The organism is Stenotrophomonas sp. Steno-Z2 (assembly GCF_056393235.1).
The window spans coordinates 327609-348686 of the sequence record NZ_JBWJOY010000001.1 but is presented as its reverse complement, the minus strand read 5'-3'; the positions used below and the strand labels follow the sequence as shown (position 1 = coordinate 348686).

At 69.0% G+C, this 21078-nt stretch carries 24 protein-coding genes; 8 read left to right on the top strand and 16 right to left on the bottom strand.

Annotation, left to right across the window (positions count from 1 at the left end):
- Positions 1-18: 18 nt before the first annotated feature.
- Positions 19-573, bottom strand: a complete 555-nt coding sequence (locus AC06FP_RS01530) for a cob(I)yrinic acid a,c-diamide adenosyltransferase (protein WP_456117031.1) — start codon at positions 571-573, stop codon at positions 19-21.
- Positions 574-588: 15 nt separating this feature from the next.
- Positions 589-1170 (bottom strand): hypothetical protein, encoded by a 582-nt coding sequence (locus AC06FP_RS01525; protein WP_478074227.1) that lies wholly within the window; start codon positions 1168-1170, stop codon positions 589-591.
- A 117-nt stretch (positions 1171-1287) separates the two neighbouring features.
- On the opposite strand from AC06FP_RS01525, the gene ubiH reads away from it, so the two are divergent.
- The gene (ubiH, locus tag AC06FP_RS01520) at positions 1288-2499 is read left to right on the top strand and encodes a 2-octaprenyl-6-methoxyphenyl hydroxylase (RefSeq protein WP_478074226.1); all 1212 of its coding nucleotides are present in this window, start codon (positions 1288-1290) and stop codon (positions 2497-2499) included.
- On the top strand, positions 2496-3674 hold the full coding sequence (locus AC06FP_RS01515) for a UbiH/UbiF family hydroxylase (RefSeq protein WP_478074225.1): 1179 nt from the start codon (positions 2496-2498) through the stop codon (positions 3672-3674). Before ubiH ends, AC06FP_RS01515 begins: the two co-directional genes overlap by 4 nt.
- 140 nt (positions 3675-3814) lie before the next feature.
- On the opposite strand, the gene AC06FP_RS01510 is transcribed toward AC06FP_RS01515, so the two are convergent.
- From AC06FP_RS01510 to AC06FP_RS01480, 7 genes are all read right to left on the bottom strand, one after another.
- Positions 3815-4171, bottom strand: a complete 357-nt coding sequence (locus tag AC06FP_RS01510) for an EF-hand domain-containing protein (protein ID WP_478074738.1) — start codon at positions 4169-4171, stop codon at positions 3815-3817.
- Between the two features lie 90 nt (positions 4172-4261).
- The gene (locus AC06FP_RS01505) at positions 4262-4573 is read right to left on the bottom strand and encodes a hypothetical protein (RefSeq protein WP_478074224.1); all 312 of its coding nucleotides are present in this window, start codon (positions 4571-4573) and stop codon (positions 4262-4264) included.
- A gap of 127 nt (positions 4574-4700) precedes the next feature.
- Entirely contained in the window at positions 4701-5423 is a 723-nt protein-coding gene (locus AC06FP_RS01500) for a hypothetical protein (protein ID WP_456117025.1), read from the bottom strand.
- Positions 5424-5495: 72 nt separating this feature from the next.
- Positions 5496-6410, bottom strand: coding sequence for an SMP-30/gluconolactonase/LRE family protein (locus AC06FP_RS01495; RefSeq protein ID WP_478074223.1), 915 nt, complete (start codon positions 6408-6410; stop codon positions 5496-5498).
- Positions 6411-6664: 254 nt separating this feature from the next.
- The gene (rlmM, locus tag AC06FP_RS01490; protein WP_478074222.1) at positions 6665-7714 is read right to left on the bottom strand and encodes a 23S rRNA (cytidine(2498)-2'-O)-methyltransferase RlmM; all 1050 of its coding nucleotides are present in this window, start codon (positions 7712-7714) and stop codon (positions 6665-6667) included.
- A 330-nt stretch (positions 7715-8044) separates the two neighbouring features.
- The gene (locus AC06FP_RS01485) at positions 8045-8605 is read right to left on the bottom strand and encodes a nucleoside deaminase (RefSeq protein WP_478074221.1); all 561 of its coding nucleotides are present in this window, start codon (positions 8603-8605) and stop codon (positions 8045-8047) included.
- Positions 8606-8776: 171 nt separating this feature from the next.
- On the bottom strand, positions 8777-10528 hold the full coding sequence (locus tag AC06FP_RS01480) for a glutamine--tRNA ligase/YqeY domain fusion protein (RefSeq protein ID WP_478074220.1): 1752 nt from the start codon (positions 10526-10528) through the stop codon (positions 8777-8779).
- A gap of 97 nt (positions 10529-10625) precedes the next feature.
- Here AC06FP_RS01480 and AC06FP_RS01475 point away from each other — a divergent pair, with 97 nt between their 5' ends.
- From AC06FP_RS01475 to AC06FP_RS01460, 4 genes are read left to right on the top strand one after another with little or no spacing between them, the layout of a single operon-like run.
- Positions 10626-11294, top strand: a complete 669-nt coding sequence (locus AC06FP_RS01475; protein ID WP_456117020.1) for a glutathione S-transferase — start codon at positions 10626-10628, stop codon at positions 11292-11294.
- A gap of 24 nt (positions 11295-11318) precedes the next feature.
- A complete protein-coding gene (locus AC06FP_RS01470; RefSeq protein ID WP_478074219.1) occupies positions 11319-11585 on the top strand; it encodes a putative signal transducing protein in 267 nt (88 codons plus the stop codon).
- A 33-nt stretch (positions 11586-11618) separates the two neighbouring features.
- Positions 11619-12269 carry a peptide-methionine (S)-S-oxide reductase MsrA gene (gene msrA / locus AC06FP_RS01465; protein WP_478074737.1) on the top strand — a complete coding sequence of 217 codons (651 nt, stop codon included), beginning with the start codon at positions 11619-11621 and terminating at the stop codon, positions 12267-12269.
- A 1-nt stretch (position 12270) separates the two neighbouring features.
- Entirely contained in the window at positions 12271-12783 is a 513-nt protein-coding gene (locus AC06FP_RS01460; RefSeq protein ID WP_478074218.1) for a flavodoxin family protein, read from the top strand.
- Between the two features lie 110 nt (positions 12784-12893).
- On the opposite strand, the gene AC06FP_RS01455 is transcribed toward AC06FP_RS01460, so the two are convergent.
- From AC06FP_RS01455 to ahpC, 5 genes are all read right to left on the bottom strand, one after another.
- Complete coding sequence (locus AC06FP_RS01455) at positions 12894-13853, bottom strand: transaldolase (protein WP_478074217.1); 960 nt, start codon at positions 13851-13853, stop codon at positions 12894-12896.
- Positions 13854-13888: 35 nt separating this feature from the next.
- Positions 13889-14314, bottom strand: coding sequence for a nucleoside diphosphate kinase regulator (gene rnk / locus AC06FP_RS01450; protein WP_433852422.1), 426 nt, complete (start codon positions 14312-14314; stop codon positions 13889-13891).
- 264 nt (positions 14315-14578) lie between these two features.
- A complete protein-coding gene (locus AC06FP_RS01445) occupies positions 14579-15484 on the bottom strand; it encodes a LysR substrate-binding domain-containing protein (protein WP_478074216.1) in 906 nt (301 codons plus the stop codon).
- A gap of 187 nt (positions 15485-15671) precedes the next feature.
- Positions 15672-17264, bottom strand: coding sequence for an alkyl hydroperoxide reductase subunit F (gene ahpF / locus AC06FP_RS01440; protein WP_478074215.1), 1593 nt, complete (start codon positions 17262-17264; stop codon positions 15672-15674).
- Positions 17265-17441: 177 nt separating this feature from the next.
- The gene (gene ahpC, locus AC06FP_RS01435) at positions 17442-18005 is read right to left on the bottom strand and encodes an alkyl hydroperoxide reductase subunit C (RefSeq protein ID WP_104939538.1); all 564 of its coding nucleotides are present in this window, start codon (positions 18003-18005) and stop codon (positions 17442-17444) included.
- 303 nt (positions 18006-18308) lie between these two features.
- Between ahpC and prmC the strand changes: the two genes are divergently transcribed.
- Together prmC and AC06FP_RS01425 are read left to right on the top strand one after the other, a co-directional pair.
- On the top strand, positions 18309-19157 hold the full coding sequence (prmC, locus tag AC06FP_RS01430; RefSeq protein ID WP_478074214.1) for a peptide chain release factor N(5)-glutamine methyltransferase: 849 nt from the start codon (positions 18309-18311) through the stop codon (positions 19155-19157).
- Between the two features lie 245 nt (positions 19158-19402).
- Entirely contained in the window at positions 19403-19624 is a 222-nt protein-coding gene (locus AC06FP_RS01425; protein ID WP_478074213.1) for a SymE family type I addiction module toxin, read from the top strand.
- 117 nt (positions 19625-19741) lie between these two features.
- Here the strand turns inward: AC06FP_RS01425 and AC06FP_RS01420 are convergent, their stop codons facing one another.
- On the bottom strand, positions 19742-20254 hold the full coding sequence (locus AC06FP_RS01420) for a hypothetical protein (RefSeq protein ID WP_478074212.1): 513 nt from the start codon (positions 20252-20254) through the stop codon (positions 19742-19744).
- Positions 20255-20324: 70 nt separating this feature from the next.
- Complete coding sequence (locus tag AC06FP_RS01415; protein ID WP_478074211.1) at positions 20325-21041, bottom strand: hypothetical protein; 717 nt, start codon at positions 21039-21041, stop codon at positions 20325-20327.
- Positions 21042-21078 lie beyond the last annotated feature (37 nt).

The window sequence follows — 21078 nt, the reverse complement described above, 5'->3', positions numbered from 1 at the left end:
CGGCGCTGCAGCGGCGCGTCAGGCGCGCCGGCGCTCGTGGTTCCAGAGTACCTCGCCGTGGCCGTCGGCACGGGCCAGCACCCGCGCCAGCACGAACAGCAGGTCGGACAGGCGGTTCAGGTAGCGCACCGCCTCGCCGCGCACGGCCTCGACCCGGGCCAGCGCGACGGTCTCGCGCTCGGCGCGGCGCACGATGGTGCGGGCCAGGTGGCAGCGCGCCGCGGCCTCGCCGCCAGCCGGCAGGATGAAATCCTTCAGCGGCGGCAGGTCGTCGTTGTAGCGGTCCAGGTGCCGTTCCAGCGCGTCGATGTCGGCGGCCTGGATCGCGGCGTGGCCGGGGATGCACAGCTCGCCGCCGAGATCGAACAGCTGGTGCTGGATCGTGGTCAGCAGCGCGCGCACGTCCTCCGGCAGGGCCACCGCCAGCAGCACGCCGATGGCCGAGTTGGCCTCGTCGACGGTGCCGTAGGCGTTGACCCGCAGCGAGTCCTTGCCGGTGCGGCTGCCGTCGCCCAGGCCGGTGCTGCCGTCGTCGCCGGTACGGGTGTAGATCTTCGAGAGCCGGTTGCCCATCGTGCGCCGCCGCGGTCAGTGCGCGACGCGGTCGGCGGCCGACTGGCGCGCGAACGCCTCGGCGGCGACCTGCGCCAGCGCGGCCATGCCGGTGTACATCGCCGCAGTGCGCATGTACGGCAGCAGCCAGTCGCTGTAGTTCTTGAACCAGCCGGCGACGGTCGGCTCGGCGACGACGCTGCTGGTCCAGTAGAAGCCGCCCTGCGCGAACAGGTGGCAGACCACCACCGCGCCGACCAGGGTGGCGGCGAACAGGCCCAGCGCGCGCCAGCTGGCGCCCTTGTAGGAACGGCGCAGCAGCATGCCGCCGGCCCACATGGCGAAGTAGGCCGGGACCAGCGCCCAGTAGCCGGCCGAAACGCAGTAGTGGCTCCAGAAGTCCATGCCCTGGCTGCTGATCACCGTCCAGTCAACGGCCACCGCCAGCGCCATCAGCAGCGGGAATGCCCAGCGGGTCCAGCTGCGCAGGTAGAAGCCGCCGATGAAGAACACCGCCCAGGACGCATCCGGGATCGGCGCGAAATGGTTGATGCGGGTGCCGACCATCAGCAGCACGAGCAGGGACAGGACGAAGGCGCGTTGGACGTTGGCGGTCATGGTGATGAGGGATCTGGCGGAATCAGGCCGCCATTCTAGCCGCAGTCGCGCCGTGGACGCGGTTGCGGCGCGGCATCGCCCCGGCGCCCGCGGCGGCCGAGCCTTTATCATGGCGGCATGAGCGACCTTCATGATGTGGTGATCGTCGGTGGCGGACTGGTCGGTGCCAGCCTGGCCATCGCGCTGGACCGGCTGGGGCTGGACGTGGGACTGGTGGAAGCGACCCCGGCCGGCGAGCTGCCGGCGGTGTTCGACCAGCGCAACCTCAGTTTCGCCGCGGCCACGGTCAATGCGCTCACCGCGCTGGGCGTGATGCAGCGCCTGGAAGGCGCGCCGGGCCCGATCCGCCGCATCCACGTCAGCCGCGCCGGCGATTTCGGCCGCGTGGTGATGGACGCGCGCGACTATGGCCGCGACGCCTTCGGCCAGGTGGTGGTGGCGCGCGACTTCGGCCGTGCGCTGGAAGCACGGCTGGGCGACCTGTCGCGGCTGACCCGCTACCGCCCGGCGAAGTTCGTGGGGCTGGGCGGATGCGCCGACGGCCGCCGCGAGGTGCTGATCGCCGACGCGGCCGGCGAACGCCGCCTGCGCGCGCGGCTGGTGGTCGGCGCCGACGGTACCCGCAGCGCGGTGCGGCAGGCGCTGGGCATCGAGGCCAGCGAGCACGACTACCTGCAGACCCTGTTCGTGGCGCGGGTGCGCAGCGCGCGGGCGCCGGACGGCACCGCCTGGGAGCGCTTCACCGACACCGGCCCGACCGCGCTGCTGCCGCGCGGCGACCGCCACTATGGTCTGGTCCATGGCGTGGCCCGCGACGAAGCCGACGCGGTGGCCGCGCTGGACGACACCGCCTGGCTGGCGCGGCTGCAGGACGTGCTGGGCTGGCGCGCCGGGCGGCTGCTGGAAAGCGGCCCGCGCAGCGCCTACCCGCTGATCCAGGTACTGGCGCAGCGGCTCATCGGCGAGCGCGCGCTGCTGCTGGGCAACGCCGCGCAGACCATCCATCCGCTGGGCGCGCAGGGGTTCAACCTGGGCCTGCGCGATGCGCTGACCCTGGCCGAACTGATCGGCGACGCCGCGCGGGACCCGGGTTCCGACGACCTGCTGCAGGCCTACGTGCAGCGCCGCGGCCCCGACCGCGAGCAGACCCTGGCCTTCTCCGACGGCCTGGCGCGCCTGACCGGCAACGCGGCGGCGCTGCTGCGGCCGCTGCGCAGCCTGGGCCTGGTGGCCGCCGCGCAGGCCGCGCCGCTGCAGTCCTTCCTGGTCGGCGGGGCGATGGGATTCCGTGGGCAGGTGCCCGAACTGTGCAGGAGCCAGACGCCATGAGCCGGCGGGGACGGTTGGACGCGGTGGTGGTCGGCGGCGGCGTGGTCGGCACCGCCTGCGCGCTGGCGCTGGCGGGCGAAGGCCTGCAGGTGGCCCTGGTGGAAGGGCGCGAGCCGTCGTCGTGGTCGGCGCAGCGGCCGGACCTGCGCGTTTTCGCCTTCGCCCACGACAACGCGGCGCTGCTGCAAACGCTGGGCGTATGGCCGCAGGTGGCGCAGGCGCGGGCGTATCCCTACCTGCGCATGCGGGTATGGGACGCGGCCGGCGGCGGCGAGCTGGCCTTCGATGCCGACGCGCTGGGCCGCCGCGAGCTGGGCTGGATCGTCGAGAACGGCCTGTTGGTGGACCGGCTGTGGTCGGCGCTGCCGGCGGCCGGCGTGCAGCTGCATTGCCCGGCGCGGGTCGAGTCGATGGAACAGGACGAAGGCGGCGTGCGCCTGCGCCTGGACGACGGCCGCCGCGTGGAGGCCGCCGTGGCCATCGCCGCCGACGGTGGCGAATCCACCCTGCGCGCGCTGGCCGGGCTGGCCGTGTCGCGCCACGACTACGGCCAGCGCGGCGTGGTCGGCTACGTCGACAGCGAGCGCCCGAACGAGGCCACCGCCTGGCAGCGCTTCCTCGATACCGGCCCGCTGGCGGTGCTGCCGGTGGACCGGCACCGCAGTTCCATCGTCTGGACCCTGCCCGACGCCGAGGCCGAACGCGTGCTGGCGCTGGACGACGACGCCTTCGGCCGCGAGCTGGGCAACGCCTTCGCCGGGCGCCTGGGCGCGATGCGCCCGGCCTCGCCGCGCGCGGCCTTCCCGCTGCGCCGGCAACTGGCCAGCGACTACGTCGCCGGTCGCGTGCTGGTGCTGGGCGATGCCGCGCACGTGGTGCATCCGCTGGCCGGGCAGGGCGTCAACCTCGGCCTGCGCGACGTGGCCGGGCTGCGCGCGCTGGTGCGCGACGCGCGCCTGCACCGCGCCGACTGGACCGCGCCGCACCGGCTGCGGCGCTGGGCGCGGGTGCGGCGCAGCGACAACACGGTGGCCGCCTACGGTTTCGACGCGATCAACAAGGTGTTCTCCAACGACGAGATGCACCTGACCCTGGCGCGCGGCGCGCTGCTCGGCCTGGCCGGGCGCATGCCACCGTTGCTGTCGCTGTTCTGGAAGCGCGCCTCGGGCGTGTGACGGTGCCGGAACAGCGGAAGCCTAGCGTCGCATTCGTCGTAGGAGCGACTTCAGTCGCGATGCTTCCGGAGCTTTCGCGGGCGTCTGAAGGCTTTCGCGACTGAAGTCGCTCCTACGGGGGCAGGCGGGCGCGGGCGAGGTCAGCGGACCAGCCAGCCGGCCAGCTGTTCGCGCGCCAGCCTGCCGCGCCGCGCGGTGTCCAGCGCGTTGAATTCGTCGGCCAGCGCCGGATTGGCCTGCGCTTCGTCGCGGCTGATGAAACCGTCGCCATCCACGTCGAGCGCGTCGAAATCGATGCGGTAGTTGCCGGCCACGCTGTCCGGCTGGATCGAGCGCACCGTCACCGCCGCCTGCCCGGGTTCGGCCGGCAGCTGCACCTGGTGGGTGACCGCGCCGCTGGCCAGCGGCTGGGCGCGCACGTTGACCGGCGCCGCCGGCAGCGGCGCGGTGACGGCGGTGTCGCGGGGCGCGTTCTGCGCGGACACGGCCGTCGCCATGGAAAGCAGGACGATGACGGAAAAGCAGGGACGGAACACGGGCAACCTCGCATGCGGACGACGGGATTCCGCCTGCCGGCCCGCCCGGCCTCACTTCATCCAGCCCTCCAGCTGCGCCCGGCTCAGGCGGCCGCTGCGGTGGGTGTCCAGCGCATCGAACTCGCGCGCGAGCGTGGGGTTGGCCTGGGCTTCCTCGCGGCTGATGAAGCCGTCGTGGTTGCGGTCCAGCGTGGCGAAGTCGATATGGTAGTCGTCACGGACCGAATCGGGTTCTTCCGAGGTGACCGTGACCGGCGTGCCCTTGTCGGTGAGCGTGGTCCTGCCGGTTTCCTGCGCCAGGGCCGGAACACTGGCGGCGGCGCACAGCAGCAGGGCGGGAAGCAGGCGGCGGGAGAGGTTCATGGGCGCACTCCAGGTTGGGAAACCACGCGCACGATGCTTGGCCCGCTGCCGTTAAACCGGCCGCAAGAACGCATGCAGGCCCGTTGAACGTTGCCGCCGGTTCAGCGCCGCGCCATCCGCGCGTTGCTCAGCCCGGAATGAACGGAAACGCCAGTTTCAGCAGGCCCTTCAGGCCGCCCTCGACGGTGGAGCTGACCGCCTTGGCGCCCAAGCTGTTCAGGGCGCGGCGCACGTCGTCCCAGCGCAGCTGGGCGACGTCCTTCTTCAGCAGGTCGGCCACTTCCTCCGAGGCGGGCGCCAGCTTCTTCAGCGCCGCCACCGTCGCCTGCGGGTCGGGCTGCAGGTAGCCCCAGCGCTCGGCGATCTTCAGCAGCGTGTCGAAGCGCACCGCCACCACCTCGCGGTTGCGCTCGTACACCGGCAGCGCGCCGACCTCGAGGATGGCCTGCTCGAAGCGCTGCGCGTCGTCGGGGTGTTCGATGCGGATGGCGAGGAAACCTTCCTTGCGGCTGCGCTCGCTCACGTGCTTCGCCCCCGAGCGCAGGTTGGCCTCGGTCAGCACGGTGGCGACGATGCGCTGCAGGGCGTCGTCGGCCTCCTCGGGCACCAGCGCGCGCCAGCGGGCATAGCCGTCGCGGCGCAGGCCCTTGACCTTGGCCGGCGTCACCCGCAGCTGCAGCGCCACGCTGGCGTTGGAATCGCCGCGGTCGATGGCCCCGTCGCGTTCCAGCAGCACGAAGATCAGCAGTTCCAGGTCGCGCTTGGTCAGCGACTGGAAGCCCTGCAGCAGGGTCAGCCGCAGGAATTCATTGCCGAAGCCGGCCGGGTCTTTCAGTTCGATGGCGTGCATGCGTGTCCTCCCAGGGGTGACAGCATGCCCGATCGCGGTTGCGCGGATTGAGACGCCGCGCGCCCGGTCGCGTCAATGTCCGTATTCACGTCCGGGGCGGTCGGCGCGGAAGGTCTCGATGGCGCCGCGGTCCTGCAGCGTCACGTACACCTGCCGGCCGTCGGCGCCGCCGAAGGCCACATTGGTCGGCTTGCGGCCCTTGAGCGGCACCTCGCGCAGCAGCTCGCCGGCGGGCGAGACGATGGCGACGACGCCGGCGTCGTAGCGGGCGATGTACAGGTTGCCGTCGGCGTCGCAGCGCATGCCGTCCATGCCGTGCGCATCGAAGCGGATCAGCAGGCGCTTGTTCGACAGCGCGCCGTCGGCATCGCGGTCGTATACCCAGACGTTGCGCTGCACGCTCTCGTTGACGTACAGGCGGCGCCCGTCCGGGCTGACCTCGATGCCGTTGGTGGTGCCCATGCCCGATTCCAGCCGCTGCGCGCTGCCGTCGCGGTCGATGCGCCACAGCTGGCCGTTGTCGGGATTGGCCCAGTCCGGGTCGCTCGCATAGAGCGTGCCGTCCGGCGCCCGCGCGATGTCGTTGGGCTGGTGCGCGCCGTCCAGGCGCGCGAACACCGACACCGCGCGCGTGGCCGGATCGACGCGCAGCACGGCATGGCCCTTGTAGTCGGCCACGAACATCGCGCCATCGGCGCCGAAGCGGATGCCGTTGCCGACGCTGCCTTCGGGCAGGGTGACGAACAGCCCGGCCCCGCCGTCCGCATCGACGTGGCCGATGGTGCCGTCGCGGCCGTAGTTGACCACGTACAGCGCGCCGTCCGGGCCGGTGGCCGGGCCCTCGATGCCGGCGGTGAACACACCGTCGCCGACGTGGTCGCGGACGAGGAAATCAGGTGCGGCGATGGCGTTGCCGTAGAGAGCCAGGCACAACGCGGCGACGGCAGGGCGCAACAGGACGTGACGGGCGATGGCGGCGCTCTCCATGCGGGACAGGCCCGCAGTGTGCCAGAGCCGCCGGCCGGTGGTTGCGGTGACAACGACGCACGATCGTAGATGCGTGGCTCGCCCCGCATGGGACATTGCCGGGAAGGCCTCTGCGAGGCTGGGCCCATGCCCTCAGCCGCCCCTTCGGGGCACCTCGCTCCGCGCCCCGGCCCGGCGCAGCGCGCCGGGCGTTCAGTCGTGTGCGGGCCTATGGCTCGCAAGCCACATGCCTTCACCCCAACGGGAGAAGGGACTCACGCGCGCGCCGGCATCGCCAGCACGGTGATCTCCTCGCGGTCGTGGTACAGCTGCTTGGCGCGCACGGTCAGCGGCCGGCCGGCCTGTGCGGCGAACAGGTCCAGGCACAGGCGGGTCTCGTCCCAGCGCTTCTTCATCGGCAGCTTGAGGTTGAAGATGGCGTAGCGGCACCAGCCTTCGCGCAGCCAGGTGGCCATGCGTTCGGCCACGCGTCGCGGCTGTTCGACCATGTCGCAGACCATCCAGTCCAGCGGCGTTTCCGGCTGCCAGTGGAAGCCGTCGGCGCGCAGGTGGTCGACCAGCCCGGTGTCGAGCACGTGCTGGCGCAGCGGGCCGTTGTCGATGCTGGTGACATGCAGGTGCTGGCGTGTCAGCACCCAGGTCCAGCCGCCGGGCGCGGCGCCGAGGTCGGCCGCGCGCATGCCGGGCTTGACCAGCGCCTCGCGTTCCTCGGGCGTGAGCAGGGTCAGCAGCGCCTCGTCCAGCTTCAGCGCCGAGCGCGAGGGCGCTTCGGGCAGCAGTTTCAGGCGCGGGATGCCCAGCGCCCACGGCGCGCTGTCGCGGGTGTCGGCGACGCCGACGAAGGCATGGGTGCCATCGACGAACACCACGTGCAGCCGCGGCAGCCTGTTGTTGTCCTTGTCGGCGAGCAGGCCGGCTTTGCGCAGCGCCGGGCGCAGCGCATTGCCGAAACTGCGCGCCAGCCCGGCCAGCGGCTTGCCCGCGTCCGAATCGGGGTGCTCCACCCACAGCTCGCCGAAGCGCGGCTGGCCCTGCAGCGCGGCGATGATCGGGCTGATGCGGTCGGCCGGGTCCAGCTGCGGCAGCTCAGCCAGCAGGCGCAGCTTCTGCCGGGCGAAGATCAGCCCGCGCCAGGGCAGGGCGCGGTCGAGCGCGTCGGCGTCGTCGCTGACGAACACCACGTAGCCGTCGTTGCGCTGCGTGCGCGCATAGCCGGCGATGCCGGCATGACCGGCGCGCTCGGTCAGTTCGGCGGCCAGTTCCGGCTCGAAGCCTTGGCGGCAGTAGCAGAGCAGGCCGGTCATGTGAGTCCTTTTGAAATGGGGCGAAGCGGTGGTGTGCCTTCTCCCGTTGGGGTGAAGGCGTGTGGCTTGCGAGCCATAGGCTCGCACACGACTGAACGCCCGGCGCGCTGCGCCGGGCCGGGGCGCGGAGCGAGGTGCCCCGGAGGGGCGGATGAGGGTTCGGGCGAAGCCTGGTGCAATTTGGCATCACGAGGGCTTCGCCCCGTACCCTCACCCCCAACCCCCGCTTCGCGCCCCGGCCCTTGCGCTGGCGCAAGGGCGTTCGAGGGACAGCGAACCGGGGGTTCGCAAGCTGCCCCTCTCACCCCAAAGGGAGAGGGGCATAAAGGCTCAATACCGCGCGCCGTCGCTCTGGCCGTAGTGGCGCAGCACGGCGCGGGCGGCGTCGCGGTGCAGGCCCTGCACGACCTCGATGCCGCGCCGGTTCAGTTCGCCGACCCAGTCGGCCGGCAGCGGGCCTTCGTCGAACGGGGTCAGTTCCTCGACGTCGGCGGCGCTGGCGCCGATCAGCAGGCGGTCGATGCCCGCCCAGATCGTCGCGCCATAGCACTGGCAGCACGGCTGCGAGGAGGTGGCCAGGGTCACCGGCGACAGCGCGTCGTTCAGGCGCGGGGTCTGCAGCCGCTGCTGCGCCAGCATGTAGGCCATGTTCTCGGCATGCGCCAGCGAAGTGCAGTGCGGCACCACGCGGTTGACCGCGGCGGCGATGACGCGGTCGTCCGGGCCGAACACCACCGCGCCGAACGGACCGCCGGTTTCCGCGTCCACGTTCAGCCGCGACAGCTCGACCGCCAGCGCGACCTTGGCCTCGTCGCCGGGATACACGCGGCGGGTGTCGACGACTTCGTGGATCCAGGCCGGCAGGGTCAGGTGGACTTGCGCGTACAGCATGCGGGGCGGTGCCTCGTGAGCGTTGGACAGGGGAATGCGGCGGCCAGTGTAGCCCGGCGCGCCGGTGCGGACCGTGCAGGGCGCGGCCGCGCGGCCCGGCCCGCAGGGCGGGCACGGGCGTGTCGTCCTGCGATGGAACGGGCGGCGGGCCTCATGCCCGCCGCCCTGCGGTCAGCCGGCCCAGGTGTCGCGCAGGGTCACGCTGCGGTTGAACACCGGCGTGTCCGCCGTGTGGTCGCGGCGGTCGGCGACGAAATAGCCGGTGCGCTCGAACTGGAACGACTGCTCCGGCACGGCGCTGGCCGCGGCCGGTTCCACGTAGCCGGTGACCACCCTGCGCGATTCCGGGTTCAGGTAATCGCGGTAGGTCTTGCCCTCGGCTTCGTCGTCCGGGTTCGGCACCGAGAACAGGCGGTCGTACAGGCGGATTTCCGCCGCCACCGCGTGCTTGGCGCTGACCCAGTGGATGGTGCCCTTGACCTTGCGGTTGGCGCCCTCCATGCCCGGGCGCGATTCCGGGTCCAGCCAGCCGCGCAGCTCAATGATCTCGCCGGCCTCGTTCTTCACCACCTCGTCGACGCGGGCGATGCCGGCGCCGCGCAGGCGCACTTCGCCGCCCGGCACCAGGCGCTTCCAGCCCTTGGGCGGGACTTCGGCGAAATCCTCGCGCTCGATCCACAGTTCGCGCGAGAACGGCACCTGGCGCTCGCCGAAGGATTCGTCCTTGGGGTGGTTGCTGAAGGTCAGTGTTTCCTCATGGCCTTCGGGCAGGTTGGCCAGCACGAACTTCAGCGGCTCGATCACCGCCATGCGGCGCGGCGCGGCGCTGTCCAAGTCCTCGCGCAGCGCGCCTTCCAGCACGCTGAAATCGATCAGCGAGTTCTGCTTGGAAATGCCCACGCGCTCGGCGAACAGGCGCATCGCCGACGGCGTGTAGCCGCGGCGGCGCAGGCCCTGCAGGGTCGGCATGCGCGGGTCGTCCCAGCCGTCCACCAGCTGCTCGGTGACCAGCGCCATCAGCTTGCGCTTGCTCATCACCGTGTAGTTGATGTTCAGCCGCGAGAACTCGATCTGGCGCGGCTTGGCCGCCTCGCGCGGCAGGCCCTTGTCGGCCAGCGGCTGGGTCAGCGCGTCGTCGTGGGCGAAGTCGACGTTGTCCACGCACCAGTCGTACAGCGGGCGGTGGTCCTCGAACTCCAGCGTGCACAGCGAATGGGTGATGCCTTCCAGCGCATCGCCCAGCGCGTGCGCGTAGTCGTACATCGGGTAGATCGGCCAGGCGTTGCCGGTGTTCTGGTGCTCGACGTGCTTGATGCGGTAGAGCGCCGGGTCGCGCAGGTTGATGTTGCCGCTGGCCATGTCGATCTTGGCGCGCAGGGTGCGGGCGCCATCGGCGAACTCGCCGGCGCGCATGCGCGCGAACAGGTCCAGGTTCTCCTCGACGCTGCGCTCGCGGTACGGCGAGGGACGGCCCGGCTCGGTCAGGGTGCCGCGGTAGGCGCGCACTTCCTCGGCCGACAGGTCGCAGACATAGGCCTTGCCCTCGCGGATCAGCTTCTGCGCGCCCAGGTAGTAGGCCTCGAAATAGTCCGAGGCGTGGCGCAGCTCGTGCCATTCGAAGCCCAGCCAGCGCACGTCGTCCTGGATCGCGGCCACGTACTCCGGGTCCTCCTTGGCCGGGTTGGTGTCGTCGAAGCGCAGGTTGCACACGCCGCCGAACTCGCCGGCGATGCCGAAGTTCAGGCAGATCGACTTGGCGTGGCCGATGTGCAGGTAGCCATTGGGCTCGGGCGGGAAGCGGGTCTTGATCGCGGTGTGCTTGCCGCTGGCCAGGTCCTCGCGGACGATCTGGCGGATGAAATCCCGCTTTTCGGCAGGAGCGGTCTCCGGCGTGGCGGCAGCGGCAGGCGTGTTCTCGGACATGGGGGCGCAGCGTATTGAAAGAACGCAAGTTTAGCCGAGCCCGGCGCCGGCTGCCGGACCGGCGCTATGCTGGGCGCCCCGCCCGCAGGTTGCGCCCATGAACCGCCCCGTCCTGGTGATCGGCAACAGGAACTACTCCTCCTGGTCCCTGCGTCCCTGGCTGCTGCTGCGCCAGTTCGGCGTCGAGTTCGACGAGGTGCGGCTGGCGCTGGACGCGCCGGACTTCGCCGCCCAGGCCCTGCGCCACTCGCCCACCGGCAAGGTGCCGGCCCTGCACGATGGCGCGCTGGCGCTCTGGGACTCGCTGGCGATCTGCGAATACGCCAACGAGCGCTGGCTGGACGGCAACGGCTGGCCGGCCGACCTGCACCGGCGCGCGCTGGCCCGTGCCGCCGCGGCGGAAATGCACTCCGGCTTCACCGCGCTGCGCACCCAGCTGCCGATGAACAGCCGCCGCCGGCCCGATGCCTACCGCTGGGACGCCGCCGCGCAGCGCGACATCGACCGCGTGCAGGCGCTGTGGCGCGGGCTGCGCCGCGACCACGGCGCCGGCGGCGATTTCCTGTTCGGCGGATTCGGCATCGTCGACGCCATGTTCGCGCCGGTCGCGATCCGCTTCGACGGCTATGGCGTGGCGGTGGACGACACCGCCGCGGCCTACATGCAGGCGCTGTTCGCCCTGCCGGCACTGCGGCAGTGGCGCCAGGCGGCGGAACAGGAAAGCGAGCGCGTGGCCGCCACCGACGCGCTGTGCCGCCCGGCCTGACGCCGGTTTCCAGGGAGAAGCCCGATGCAACTGGTCTACCAGACAAGCAACCTGTTCGACGCGCACCTGGTCCGGCACGCGCTGGAAGACGCCGGCATCCCCGCCTTCGTGTTCGGCGAATCGCTGCTGGGCGCCGGTGGCGAGCTGCCGCTGTTCGGCCTGCTGCGGGTCTGCGTGCCCGACGCGGCCAAACCGGAGGCCGACGACATCGTGGCCGCGCTGGGCTTGGACGACGCCGCGGCCGGCCCCATCTGTGACGATGACGAAGCGCCGGGACTGCTGCCGGCCTGAGAGGAGCGGATCATGCTGGGTATCGGACAAGGGCTGTTGGGCATCGGCGCGTTCAAGCAGCGTCTGCCGCGGCCGGAAGAAGCGTTGCCGGGGCGCGAGACGCCGCTGCCGCTGCACAACGTGCATTACGTCAACGGCCAGCCGCTGCGCGGCGAGTTCACCGGCCTGCAGGTGCTGGACGTGGGGCTGGGCTGCTTCTGGGGCGCCGAACGCAGGTTCTGGCAGCTGCCGGGCGTGGTGACCACGGCGGTCGGCTACCAGGGCGGCGTCACCCCCAACCCGACCTACGAGGAAGTCTGTTCCGGGCTCACCGGCCACACCGAGGTGGTGCGCGTGGTGTTCGACCCGGCGCAGGTCGCGCTGGACACGGTGCTGCGCACCTTCTGGGAAAGCCACGACCCCACCCAGGGCATGCGCCAGGGCAACGACACTGGTACCCAGTACCGCTCGGCGCTGTACTGCCATACGCAGGCGCAGTTCGATGCCGCCATCGCCAGCCGCGATGCCTACCAGCAGCAGCTCGGCGCCGCTGGCTATGGCGACATCACCACCGAGATCCTGTTCCCGGCGCCGCCGTTCTACTACGCCGAGGACTACCACCAGCAGTACCTGGCCAAGAACCCGAACGGCTACTGCGGCATCGGCGGCACCGGCGTGAGCTGCCCGATCGGGTTGGACATGTGAGGTGACCGACACCGCGCCACGGCGGTTGCTGGTGGTGTGGCATGGCTTCACCGGCGCCACCCGGGCGATGGCTGAAGCGGTCGCCTCCGCCGCGCGCGGGAACGCCGGCGACGCGCTGGACGTGCGCCTGCTGCGCGCGGCCGACGCCGGTGCCGAGGACGTGCTGGCCGCCGATGCGGTGGTGTTCGCCACGCCGGAGACGCTGGCCTCGATCAGCGGCGCGATGAAGGATTTCTTCGATCGCAGCTACTACCCGCTGCTGGGCCGCTGCGACGGCAAGCCGTATGCGCTGGTGGTCTGCGCCGGCTCGGACGGGCAGCCGACCATCGCCCAGCTGCGCCGCATCGCCACCGGCCTGCGCCTGCGCGAAGTGGCCGAACCGGTGCTGGTCTGCACCCATGCGCAGACGCCGGGAGCGATTGCGGCATCGAAAGTGCTGCCGGAAACGGAACTGGCGCGCGGCCGCGACTTGGGTGCGTTGCTGGCGGCGGGGTTGGAACTGGGGATTTTCTGAAGCCGGCACCGTAGAGGCGGGGCTTGCCCCCCATGCGCCTTCGCGGCCCCCCCCGTCAGGCTTTTGCCGGATTGTCTGCAGGAGCGCACCTAGGTGCGCTCCTGCGAGGTTCAGCGGGCCAGTTCGTCGGCGATGCGCTGGCGCAGCGCCTGCAGGTCCTTGGCGAAGGCGTCGATGCCGGTGGCCAGCTTCTCGGTGGCCATCGGGTCGGCGGCCATGTCCGCATCGAACTTCGCTTCATCGATCGCCGCGACGTTGACTGCCTCGGTCGGCTGCGGCGAGAGCTTGCGCGGCAGCTCGCCCATGTCGGCGTCGAGCTTCTCCAGCAGGTCCGGCGAGATGGTCAGGCGGTCGCAGCCGGCCAGCGCCTCGATCTGTGCGGTGGAGCGGAACGAGGCGCCCATCACCACCGTGGCCGAACCGCGGCGCTTGAACTCGGCGTACACGCCGCGCACGAACTTCACGCCCGGGTCTTCATCGATGGTGGCCGGCGCCTGGCCGTTGGCCACGTACCAGTCCAGGATGCGGCCGACGAACGGCGAGATCAGGAACGCGCCGGCTTCCGAGCAGGCCAGCGCCTGGGTCGGGTTGAAGATCAGGGTCAGGTTGCAGTCGATGCCCTCGGCCTGCAGCACGCGGGTGGCTTCCACGCCGGCCCAGGTGGCGGCGATCTTGATCAGCACCTTGTCGCGCGGCACGCCGGCCGCTTCGTACATGGCGATGAACTGGCGCGCCTTGGCGATGGTCGCTTCCGTGTCATGGGCCTGGTCGGCATCGACCTCGGTGGAGACGCGGCCCGGCACCAGTTCGGCCAGCATCGTGCCCACGCCGATGGTCAGGCGGTCGACCACGGCCTTGGCGACCTCGGCACGATCGCCGGCCTGGGCGCGGCCCCATGCCAACTCGCGCTCGATCAGCCCGGCATAGACCGGCAGGTCGAGGGCCTTCTTCACCAGCGTCGGGTTGGTGGTGCAGTCGACGGGGCGCAGGCGCTTGATGGCCTCGTAGTCGCCGGTGTCGGCGACGACGACGGACAGGTCACGCAGCTGGGCGAGCTTGGATCGGGTCATTGCGGAATTCCTGGTACGGGGCCGGCGCGCGGCGCTCAGCGGTGGAAATCGCCCGCGGCTTCGGGCTGGTAGTGGACGGCGGTCACGCGCAGGCGCAGCTGGCGGCCACCGGGCGCGGTCCAGTCGATGGTCTGGCCGACGGCCAGGCCCAGCAGGGCGCTGCCGACCGGAGCGAGCACCGAGACGCGGCCCTTGTCGAAATCCGCCTCGTGCGGATAGACCAGGGTCAGGGAATGCTGTTCGTCGTGCAGTTCGTCCACGCAGTCCACGCGCGAGTGCATGGTGACGATGCCTGCGGGGATTTCCTCCGGCGGCAGCACCTGCGCGCGTTCGAGCTCCTGGGACAGGGCGACGGCGGCCGGGTGCCGGCTCAGGGCCGGGGAATCGAGCATGGCCTCGAGGCGGGCCATGTCGCGGCTGGAGACGATGATCGATGGGGGCAGGCCGCTGTTGGTCGGCATGGAAAAAACTCCTGCAATTGTTGAGAGACAAGCAAAAGGCGGCGCCAAGCCGGCACCGCCCGGGCCTATTGTGCTGGGAATGTGGAACGGATGCGACCCACCCCGATCATGGGGGCGGGGCGGCGGGGATGCAATGCGCCGGCGGCCCCGGTTCAGGCGTGCACGGGCGCCCTGGCAGAGCCGTAGGAGCGACTTCAGTCGCGATGGGGCTTTGCCGGGAAAGCCTCATCGCGACTGAAGTCGCTCCTACAGGGGCAAGGCGCGTTACAGGGCCAGCAGGTCCGGCGGCAGGCTTTGGAAAATGCCCGCCAGCTGCTGCAGGAAATCGCCCATGGCCGAGCTGCGGCGCCAGACCATGGCGATGCGCCGGCTGGGCGCATCCTCGCTGGTGAAGCCGAGCAGGCGGATGTTTTCCGAGCGCGCGACCGGCGGCTTCACCGCCAGCATCGGCAGCAGGGTCACGCCGACATTGGCCGCCACCATCTGCCGCAGCGTTTCCAGGCTGGTGGCCTGGAACTCGGATTTCTCCAGCGCGCCGGCCAGGTGGCAGACGTCCAGCGCCTGGTCGCGCAGGCAGTGGCCGTCCTGCAGCAGCAGCAGGCGCTGGTCGGCCAGGTCGCCCATGCCCAGCGTCGCGTGCGCGGCCAGCGGGTGGCTTTCCGGCGCGGCCAGCACGAACGGTTCCTCGAACAGGAATTCGGCGTGCAGCTGCTCGTCGTGCAGCGGCAGCGCCAGCAGCGCGGCATCGAGCTGACCGTTGCGCAGCTGGGTCAGCAGCACGTCGCTCTTTTCCTCCACCAGCAGCAGTTCCAGCTGCGGGAAACGCTCGCGGATGGCCGGCACCACGTGCGGCAGCAGGTACGGCCCCAGCGTGGGGAAGATGCCCAGCCGCACCGTGCCGGCCTCGGGGTCGCGGCTGCGGCGCGCGGCCTCCTTCATCTGTTCGACCTCGGCCACGATGCCGCGCGCACGCGCCGCCGCTTCGCGCCCGGCCGGGGTCAGCATCACCTTGCGCGGCGCGCGCTCCACCAGCGGCACGCCCAGCTCTTCCTCCAGCTTCCTGATCTGGGTGGAGAGCGTGGGCTGGCTGACGAAACAGGCGGCCGCGGCCCGGCCGAAGTGCTTGTGCTCGGCCAGCGCCACCAGGTATTTGAGGTCACGCAGGTTCATTTCGACGGCCTCGCAACAGCGGAGAGGATCGTAGGAGCGGCTTCAGCCGCGATGTGGCATGCCCGTTGAACCCGGCAGCGGGGTGGGCAGCTTCATGGGGGAGAGAGGGCCGCATGAAAGCCTCATCGCGGCTGAAGCCGCTCCTACACAAGGAGGATGCCGCCGGGCGGGCCGGCGGCATCGGGGTTTACGCCGTCTCCGCCACCGCCGCCACCGGCTGCGGCGCCGACGTGCGGATCAGGTGGTCGAAGGCGCTCAGCGCGGCGGTGGAGCCGGCGCCCATGGCGATGATGATCTGCTTGTACGGCACCGTGGTGCAGTCGCCGGCGGCGAACACGCCCGGTACGCTGGTCTGGCCGCGTTCGTCGATGACGATCTCGCCGCGCCCGCTCAGCTCCACCGTGCCGCGCAGCCACTCGGTGTTCGGCAGCAGGCCGATCTGCACGAAGATGCCTTCCAGTTCCACCCGGTGCGAATCGCCGCCGACGCGGTCGGTGTAGACCAGGCCGGTCACCTTCTGGCCGTCGCCCAGCACCTCGGTGGTCTGCGCGTTGAGCACCACCTTCACGTTGGGCAGGCTGTTGAGCTTGGCCTGCAGCACCTGGTCGGCGCGCAGCTTGCTGTCGAACTCGAACACGGTGACATGGCTGACGATGCCGGCCAGGTCGATGGCCGCCTCGATGCCGGAGTTGCCGCCACCGATCACCGCCACGCGCTTGCCCTTGAACAGCGGGCCGTCGCAGTGCGGGCAATAGGCCACGCCCTTGTTGCGGTATTCGTTCTCGCCCGGCACGTTCATCTGCCGCCAGCGCGCGCCGGTGGAAAGAATCACCGACTTCGACTTCAGCGAAGCACCATTCTCCAGCTGCACTTCCACCAGGCCATCGGCACCGGCCGGTACCAGTTTGGTGGCGCGCTGCAGGTTCATGATGTCCACCTCGTACTCGCGCACGTGCTGTTCCAGCGCCGCGGCCAGCTTCGGGCCTTCGGTGTGCTGCACCGAGATGAAGTTCTCGATGGCCAGCGTATCCAGCACCTGGCCGCCGAAGCGCTCGGCCGCCACGCCGGTGCGGATGCCCTTGCGCGCGGCGTAGATCGCCGCCGCCGCGCCGGCCGGGCCACCGCCCACCACCAGCACGTCGAACGGGTCCTTGGCGTTGATCTTCTGCGCATCGCGCGCCGCCGCGCCGGTGTCCAGCCTGGCGACGATCTGCTCCAGCGTCATGCGCCCGGAATCGAACATCTCCCCGCCCTGGAACACCATCGGCACCGCCATCACCTGGCGCTGCTCCACTTCCTGCTGGAACGCGCCGCCCTCGATCACCGTGGTGCTGATCTTCGGGTTGAGGATGGCCATCAGCGCCAGCGCCTGCACCACGTCCGGGCAGTTGTGGCAGGTCAGCGACATGTACACCTCGAAGGCGAACTCGCCGTCCACCGCCTTGATGCTGTCGATCACCTCCTGCGCCACCTTCGGCGGATGGCCGCCGGTCCACAGCAGCGCCAGCACCAGCGATTCGAACTCGTGGCCCAGCGGCAGGCCGGCGAAGCGCACGCCGTGGTTTTCGCCTTCGCGGGCGATCACGAACGAGGGCCTGCGCGCGTCGGTGCCCGAGGCGTCCAGGCTGATCTTGCCGTTGCCGGCGGCGACGATGTCGTCCAGCAGGCCGCGCATCTCGCCGCTGGCGGCGCTGTCGTCGAGCGAAGCCACCAGGCGCAGCGGCTGGCGCAGCAGGCCCATGTACTGCTGCAACTGGGTCTTGAGGGTGTCGTCGAGCACGGCGCAACTCCTTGTTCGAGGCAAAACGGGGGAGGGCGCGGTTGCGGCAGGCAACGCGCCGGGAAAGTAGGGATGAACCGGAACCGCGTCTGGCGGGCGACGAGCGGGCTGGCTCGACGCGGCTTCGGTTCACCCCCACGCCCGCCGCGGGGGGCGGGGTGGGAGCGAGGGACGGCCTTAGATCTTGCCGACCAGGTCCAGCGACGGGGTCAGGGTCTTTTCGCCTTCCTTCCACTTGGCCGGGCACACTTCGTTCGGGTGCGCGGCGGTGAACTGGGCGGCCTTCAGCTTGCGCAGGGTCTCGGACACGTCACGGGCGATCTCGTTGGAATGGACTTCCATGGTCTTGATCACGCCTTCCGGGTTGATCACGAAGGTGCCGCGCAGGGCCAGACCTTCTTCCGGAATGTGCACGCCGAAGGCGTTGGTCAGCTGGTGGGTCGGGTCGCCGATCAGCGGGAACTTGGCCTTGCCCACGGCCGGCGAGGTCTCGTGCCACACCTTGTGCGAGAAGTGCGTGTCGGTGGTGACGATGTAGACCTCGGTGCCCGCCTTCTGGAACTCGGCGTAATGCTCGGCCGCGTCCTCGATCTCGGTCGGGCAATTGAAGGTGAAGGCCGCCGGCATGAAGATCAGCACCGACCACTTGCCCTTCAGGCTTTCCTCGGTGACTTCGATGAACTTGCCGTTGTGGAAGGCGTTGACCTTGAACGGCTGGACCTGGGTGTTGATAAGGGACATGGAACTTCCTCTTGGTTGAAGGGACGGGTGGTGAACCGTGGAGCACAGGCTAATAGGCAGCGCCTAATAAAACAAATGAATTGAATGCATCGCATCAATAGATGTTGGCTATTGATTCAGCCCGCCAGACAGGCCCTGACCCCGATATCGGGCACTTTTCCGGCTTTCCAAGCCGCCGCGGCCGCCAAACTGAACGGGCAGGCATAGGCAGGCTCGATCCCGGCCGGCGCCGCCGCGGTAGGCAGCGACAGGCCGGGTGACTATCCTCCCGGTCCCGGAAACATCCCGCGAAGAGGTAGTGAAGTGTCCAGCCCGAAGGTTGCCGAGCTGTTGCGGGAAGGCGCCGCCACGCTGCCCGGCGAGGACGCCCGCCATGAGGCCGAACAGCTGCTGCTGCACGTACTGGGCGTGGACCGCGCCTGGCTGTTCGCCCACGCCACCGACCCGGTGGACGACGACGCCCGCCAACGCTTCGAGCTGCTGCTGCAGCGCCGCGCCCAAGGCCACCCGCTGGCCTACCTCACCGGCCGCCGCGGCTTCTGGACCCTGGACCTGCAGGTCAACACCGCCACCCTGATCCCGCGCCCGGAGACCGAACTGCTGGTCGAACAGGCGCTGGCGCGGCTGCCGGCCGACGACATGGCGCGCGTCGCCGACCTGGGCACCGGCAGCGGCGCCATCGCCCTGTCCATCGCCAGCGAACGCCCGCTGGCCACGGTGATGGCCACCGACCTGCTCGGCCCCACCCTGGCGGTGGCGGTGAAGAACGCCCAGGCCCACGGCCTGGACAATGTCTGGTTCCGCCGCGGCCACTGGTACGCCGCGCTGGGCGCGGACCGCTTCGACCTGATCGTCAGCAACCCGCCCTACATCGCCGCCGGCGACCCGCACCTGCAGCAGGGCGACCTGCGCTTCGAACCGCCCCCGGCCTTGGCCTCCGGCGCCGACGGCCTGGACGCCATCCGCGAAATCATCGCCGGCGCCCCCGACCACCTCGTCCCCGGCGGCTGGCTGCTGCTCGAACACGGCTGGGACCAGGGCCCGGCCATCCGCGCGCTGCTGGAGCGGGGCGGTTTCGACGAAGTGGAAACCGTGCAGGACCTGGAGCAGCGGGATCGGGTAACCCTGGGGCGGCTGCGGGGGATTGCCTGACGTTGACCCTGCCGAAAGGCAGTGTTTAGATCCTGCGCAGGTGCTGAACACACCTTCGTAGGCGGAAGCCACTCCCGACAGCCCAGTGGCTTTTTTGTACCCCGCGCTTTCTATGGCCGGGTGGCGCGCAGTCATGCAACACCCGAAAGGGAAAAGCTGCGGGCGGCCCTACGACCGTGTTCAAGCACCCGGCCGCCTCTCTGAACAGGAGGCGAAATAGACAGAACGAATCGTAGGAGATCGTCATGACCGAACAGACCGAACCCCGGTTTACGTCGCGCATCCTGAGAGTCGGCTGCCAGTACTACGAAAGCCGAGCCAAGGAAAAGGATCGCCGCTTCAAGACCCGACAGGTGCCCTACCTGCGACTGTGCGGTGACTGGCTGGAGGCCGCGGGCCTCAAAGTCGGCCAGAACGCGCGTGTGATAGTGACCCGGCGCGGCATCGTGATTGCTGCTGAGGAATAGCTTGTTTCATGCCGTGGGCGGGCAATGCCCGCCCACGGCATTCGATCGATACGATGCAGTGCCGCGCTTGAATCAAGCTGTACCCAAAAGAAGTGTCGATCTGAATGAATTGTTTGGTCACTGGATCACGGAGGTGGCGATCTTGGCCGTGCCCGGGAGCCGGTGTGTGTAGAGCTTTGCCAAATCACTCGCTCGAGAAATATGTTCGAATTCTTCGCGTCGAATTGCGAGAAACTTCAAGCCATCGCTGCCCCTCTCGCGGACCTCTCCCACCTCAATGGCTTTAAGTGCGCTTATCCAATACCAGGATTCTTCTTCATTCTCCTGATCGTAATACGCATACCAAAGTGGAAGTCTGAAAAGTCGCTCGAACACAAGAGATCGCCGGAGCTCTGCCTCAAGCTCAAGCGTGTAAACGCCGCGGTAGCAGTGGTAATTTTTAACGTCCACGGCAAGCAGTCCGACCGACTCAAATAGCACTAAGAAATCTGGTCGTTTGACGTTTATTGAAAAAAGTGGAGTGAATGTATCTTGCGCTTGGCAGATTGAAACATAAGACATTCCAGATTGAGAAAGCCAGCGATTGAAGGCCTCTTCCCCTGTTCTGCCTTGATCAGTGATTGTTGACATTTTTACTCCTAAGCTCCTGCGCTCGAGCTGAATCGTGCTGCGAGCGCATCAGCTTGAATTGGGTTTGCAGTCACCGACCAAAAATAATTGAGTCCGGATGATATTCAATCTCTCTTGGCTCAGGGTCTGGCAGTCCATTGGGAAAGCCATTCTGCTTTGCCCATTCATTCTGAGCAGATTTAAGGAAGTTTCTCGAGCGTCTTTGTCTGGCGCTGTAGGTTAGGTCAAGAAGCAATGGATACGGCAATAGTCTATTGTTGATTCTTGCGAAGTGAGACTCAAAAACTAGTAGGCAGTAGTGGATGTTTGTGACCTTTGATCTTGTGAAGTCGACTACGCGATCCGCTACCGCCCGTGGATGAAGGTCGCTCAAATTCTCGTTGATGAGAATCAGGACTCCCGTTGCGAGATGTGGAAGCCTGTTGAACTCCGCGCCGATCTGCTCATCTGCGCTCTTACATACTCTCTCAATGCCGCGCGTCATGCGTCTGGAGATGGTCTTATCAAGGGCTAGCAGATGTTCGTCGCTTCTAGCGATGCGAGACAGCGGGAGTGTTCCGAAGATTTTGACCTTAATATGATCAAGATATTCGTTTACTACTGACTCTCCCTTCTGGCTCTGTGGCTCCTTCAGTGTTTTGATCTCTGCGACAATCTTTCCTCCATGCAGTAGGTAGTCAGCCTGCTTCTCGCCGTGCCCCACATTTGGTCGGCCCGGGGCAATCTTCTGCGAGTAAGGCAAGCCGTCAAGAAAGCTTTGGAATCGATCTTCTAGTGAGGCTTTCATGCAGACCTAACACCTGATTTAAGCCGCGCCACGAAGC

Bases quoted from the DNA above. Each gene is read 5' to 3' on its own strand.
- AC06FP_RS01455 (WP_478074217.1), bottom strand. From the start codon at position 13,853: ATGACCCGATCCAAGCTCGCCCAGCTGCGTGACCTGTCCGTCGTCGTC.
- AC06FP_RS01415 (WP_478074211.1), bottom strand. From the start codon at position 21,041: ATGAAAGCCTCACTAGAAGATCGATTCCAAAGCTTTCTTGACGGCTTG.
- AC06FP_RS01470 (WP_478074219.1), top strand. From the start codon at position 11,319: ATGCAACTGGTCTACCAGACAAGCAACCTGTTCGACGCGCACCTGGTC.
- AC06FP_RS01505 (WP_478074224.1), bottom strand. From the start codon at position 4,573: ATGAACCTCTCCCGCCGCCTGCTTCCCGCCCTGCTGCTGTGCGCCGCC.
- AC06FP_RS01510 (WP_478074738.1), bottom strand. From the start codon at position 4,171: ATGGCGACGGCCGTGTCCGCGCAGAACGCGCCCCGCGACACCGCCGTC.
- AC06FP_RS01500 (WP_456117025.1), bottom strand. From the start codon at position 5,423: ATGCACGCCATCGAACTGAAAGACCCGGCCGGCTTCGGCAATGAATTC.
- rlmM (WP_478074222.1), bottom strand. From the start codon at position 7,714: ATGACCGGCCTGCTCTGCTACTGCCGCCAAGGCTTCGAGCCGGAACTG.
- ahpC (WP_104939538.1), bottom strand. From the start codon at position 18,005: ATGTCCCTTATCAACACCCAGGTCCAGCCGTTCAAGGTCAACGCCTTC.
- rnk (WP_433852422.1), bottom strand. From the start codon at position 14,314: ATGCCGACCAACAGCGGCCTGCCCCCATCGATCATCGTCTCCAGCCGC.
- AC06FP_RS01530 (WP_456117031.1), bottom strand. From the start codon at position 573: ATGGGCAACCGGCTCTCGAAGATCTACACCCGTACCGGCGACGACGGC.
- AC06FP_RS01425 (WP_478074213.1), top strand. From the start codon at position 19,403: ATGACCGAACAGACCGAACCCCGGTTTACGTCGCGCATCCTGAGAGTC.
- AC06FP_RS01515 (WP_478074225.1), top strand. From the start codon at position 2,496: ATGAGCCGGCGGGGACGGTTGGACGCGGTGGTGGTCGGCGGCGGCGTG.
- AC06FP_RS01420 (WP_478074212.1), bottom strand. From the start codon at position 20,254: ATGTCAACAATCACTGATCAAGGCAGAACAGGGGAAGAGGCCTTCAAT.
- AC06FP_RS01495 (WP_478074223.1), bottom strand. From the start codon at position 6,410: ATGGAGAGCGCCGCCATCGCCCGTCACGTCCTGTTGCGCCCTGCCGTC.
- AC06FP_RS01475 (WP_456117020.1), top strand. From the start codon at position 10,626: ATGAACCGCCCCGTCCTGGTGATCGGCAACAGGAACTACTCCTCCTGG.
- AC06FP_RS01485 (WP_478074221.1), bottom strand. From the start codon at position 8,605: ATGCTGTACGCGCAAGTCCACCTGACCCTGCCGGCCTGGATCCACGAA.
- ubiH (WP_478074226.1), top strand. From the start codon at position 1,288: ATGAGCGACCTTCATGATGTGGTGATCGTCGGTGGCGGACTGGTCGGT.
- AC06FP_RS01445 (WP_478074216.1), bottom strand. From the start codon at position 15,484: ATGAACCTGCGTGACCTCAAATACCTGGTGGCGCTGGCCGAGCACAAG.
- AC06FP_RS01480 (WP_478074220.1), bottom strand. From the start codon at position 10,528: ATGTCCGAGAACACGCCTGCCGCTGCCGCCACGCCGGAGACCGCTCCT.
- AC06FP_RS01525 (WP_478074227.1), bottom strand. From the start codon at position 1,170: ATGACCGCCAACGTCCAACGCGCCTTCGTCCTGTCCCTGCTCGTGCTG.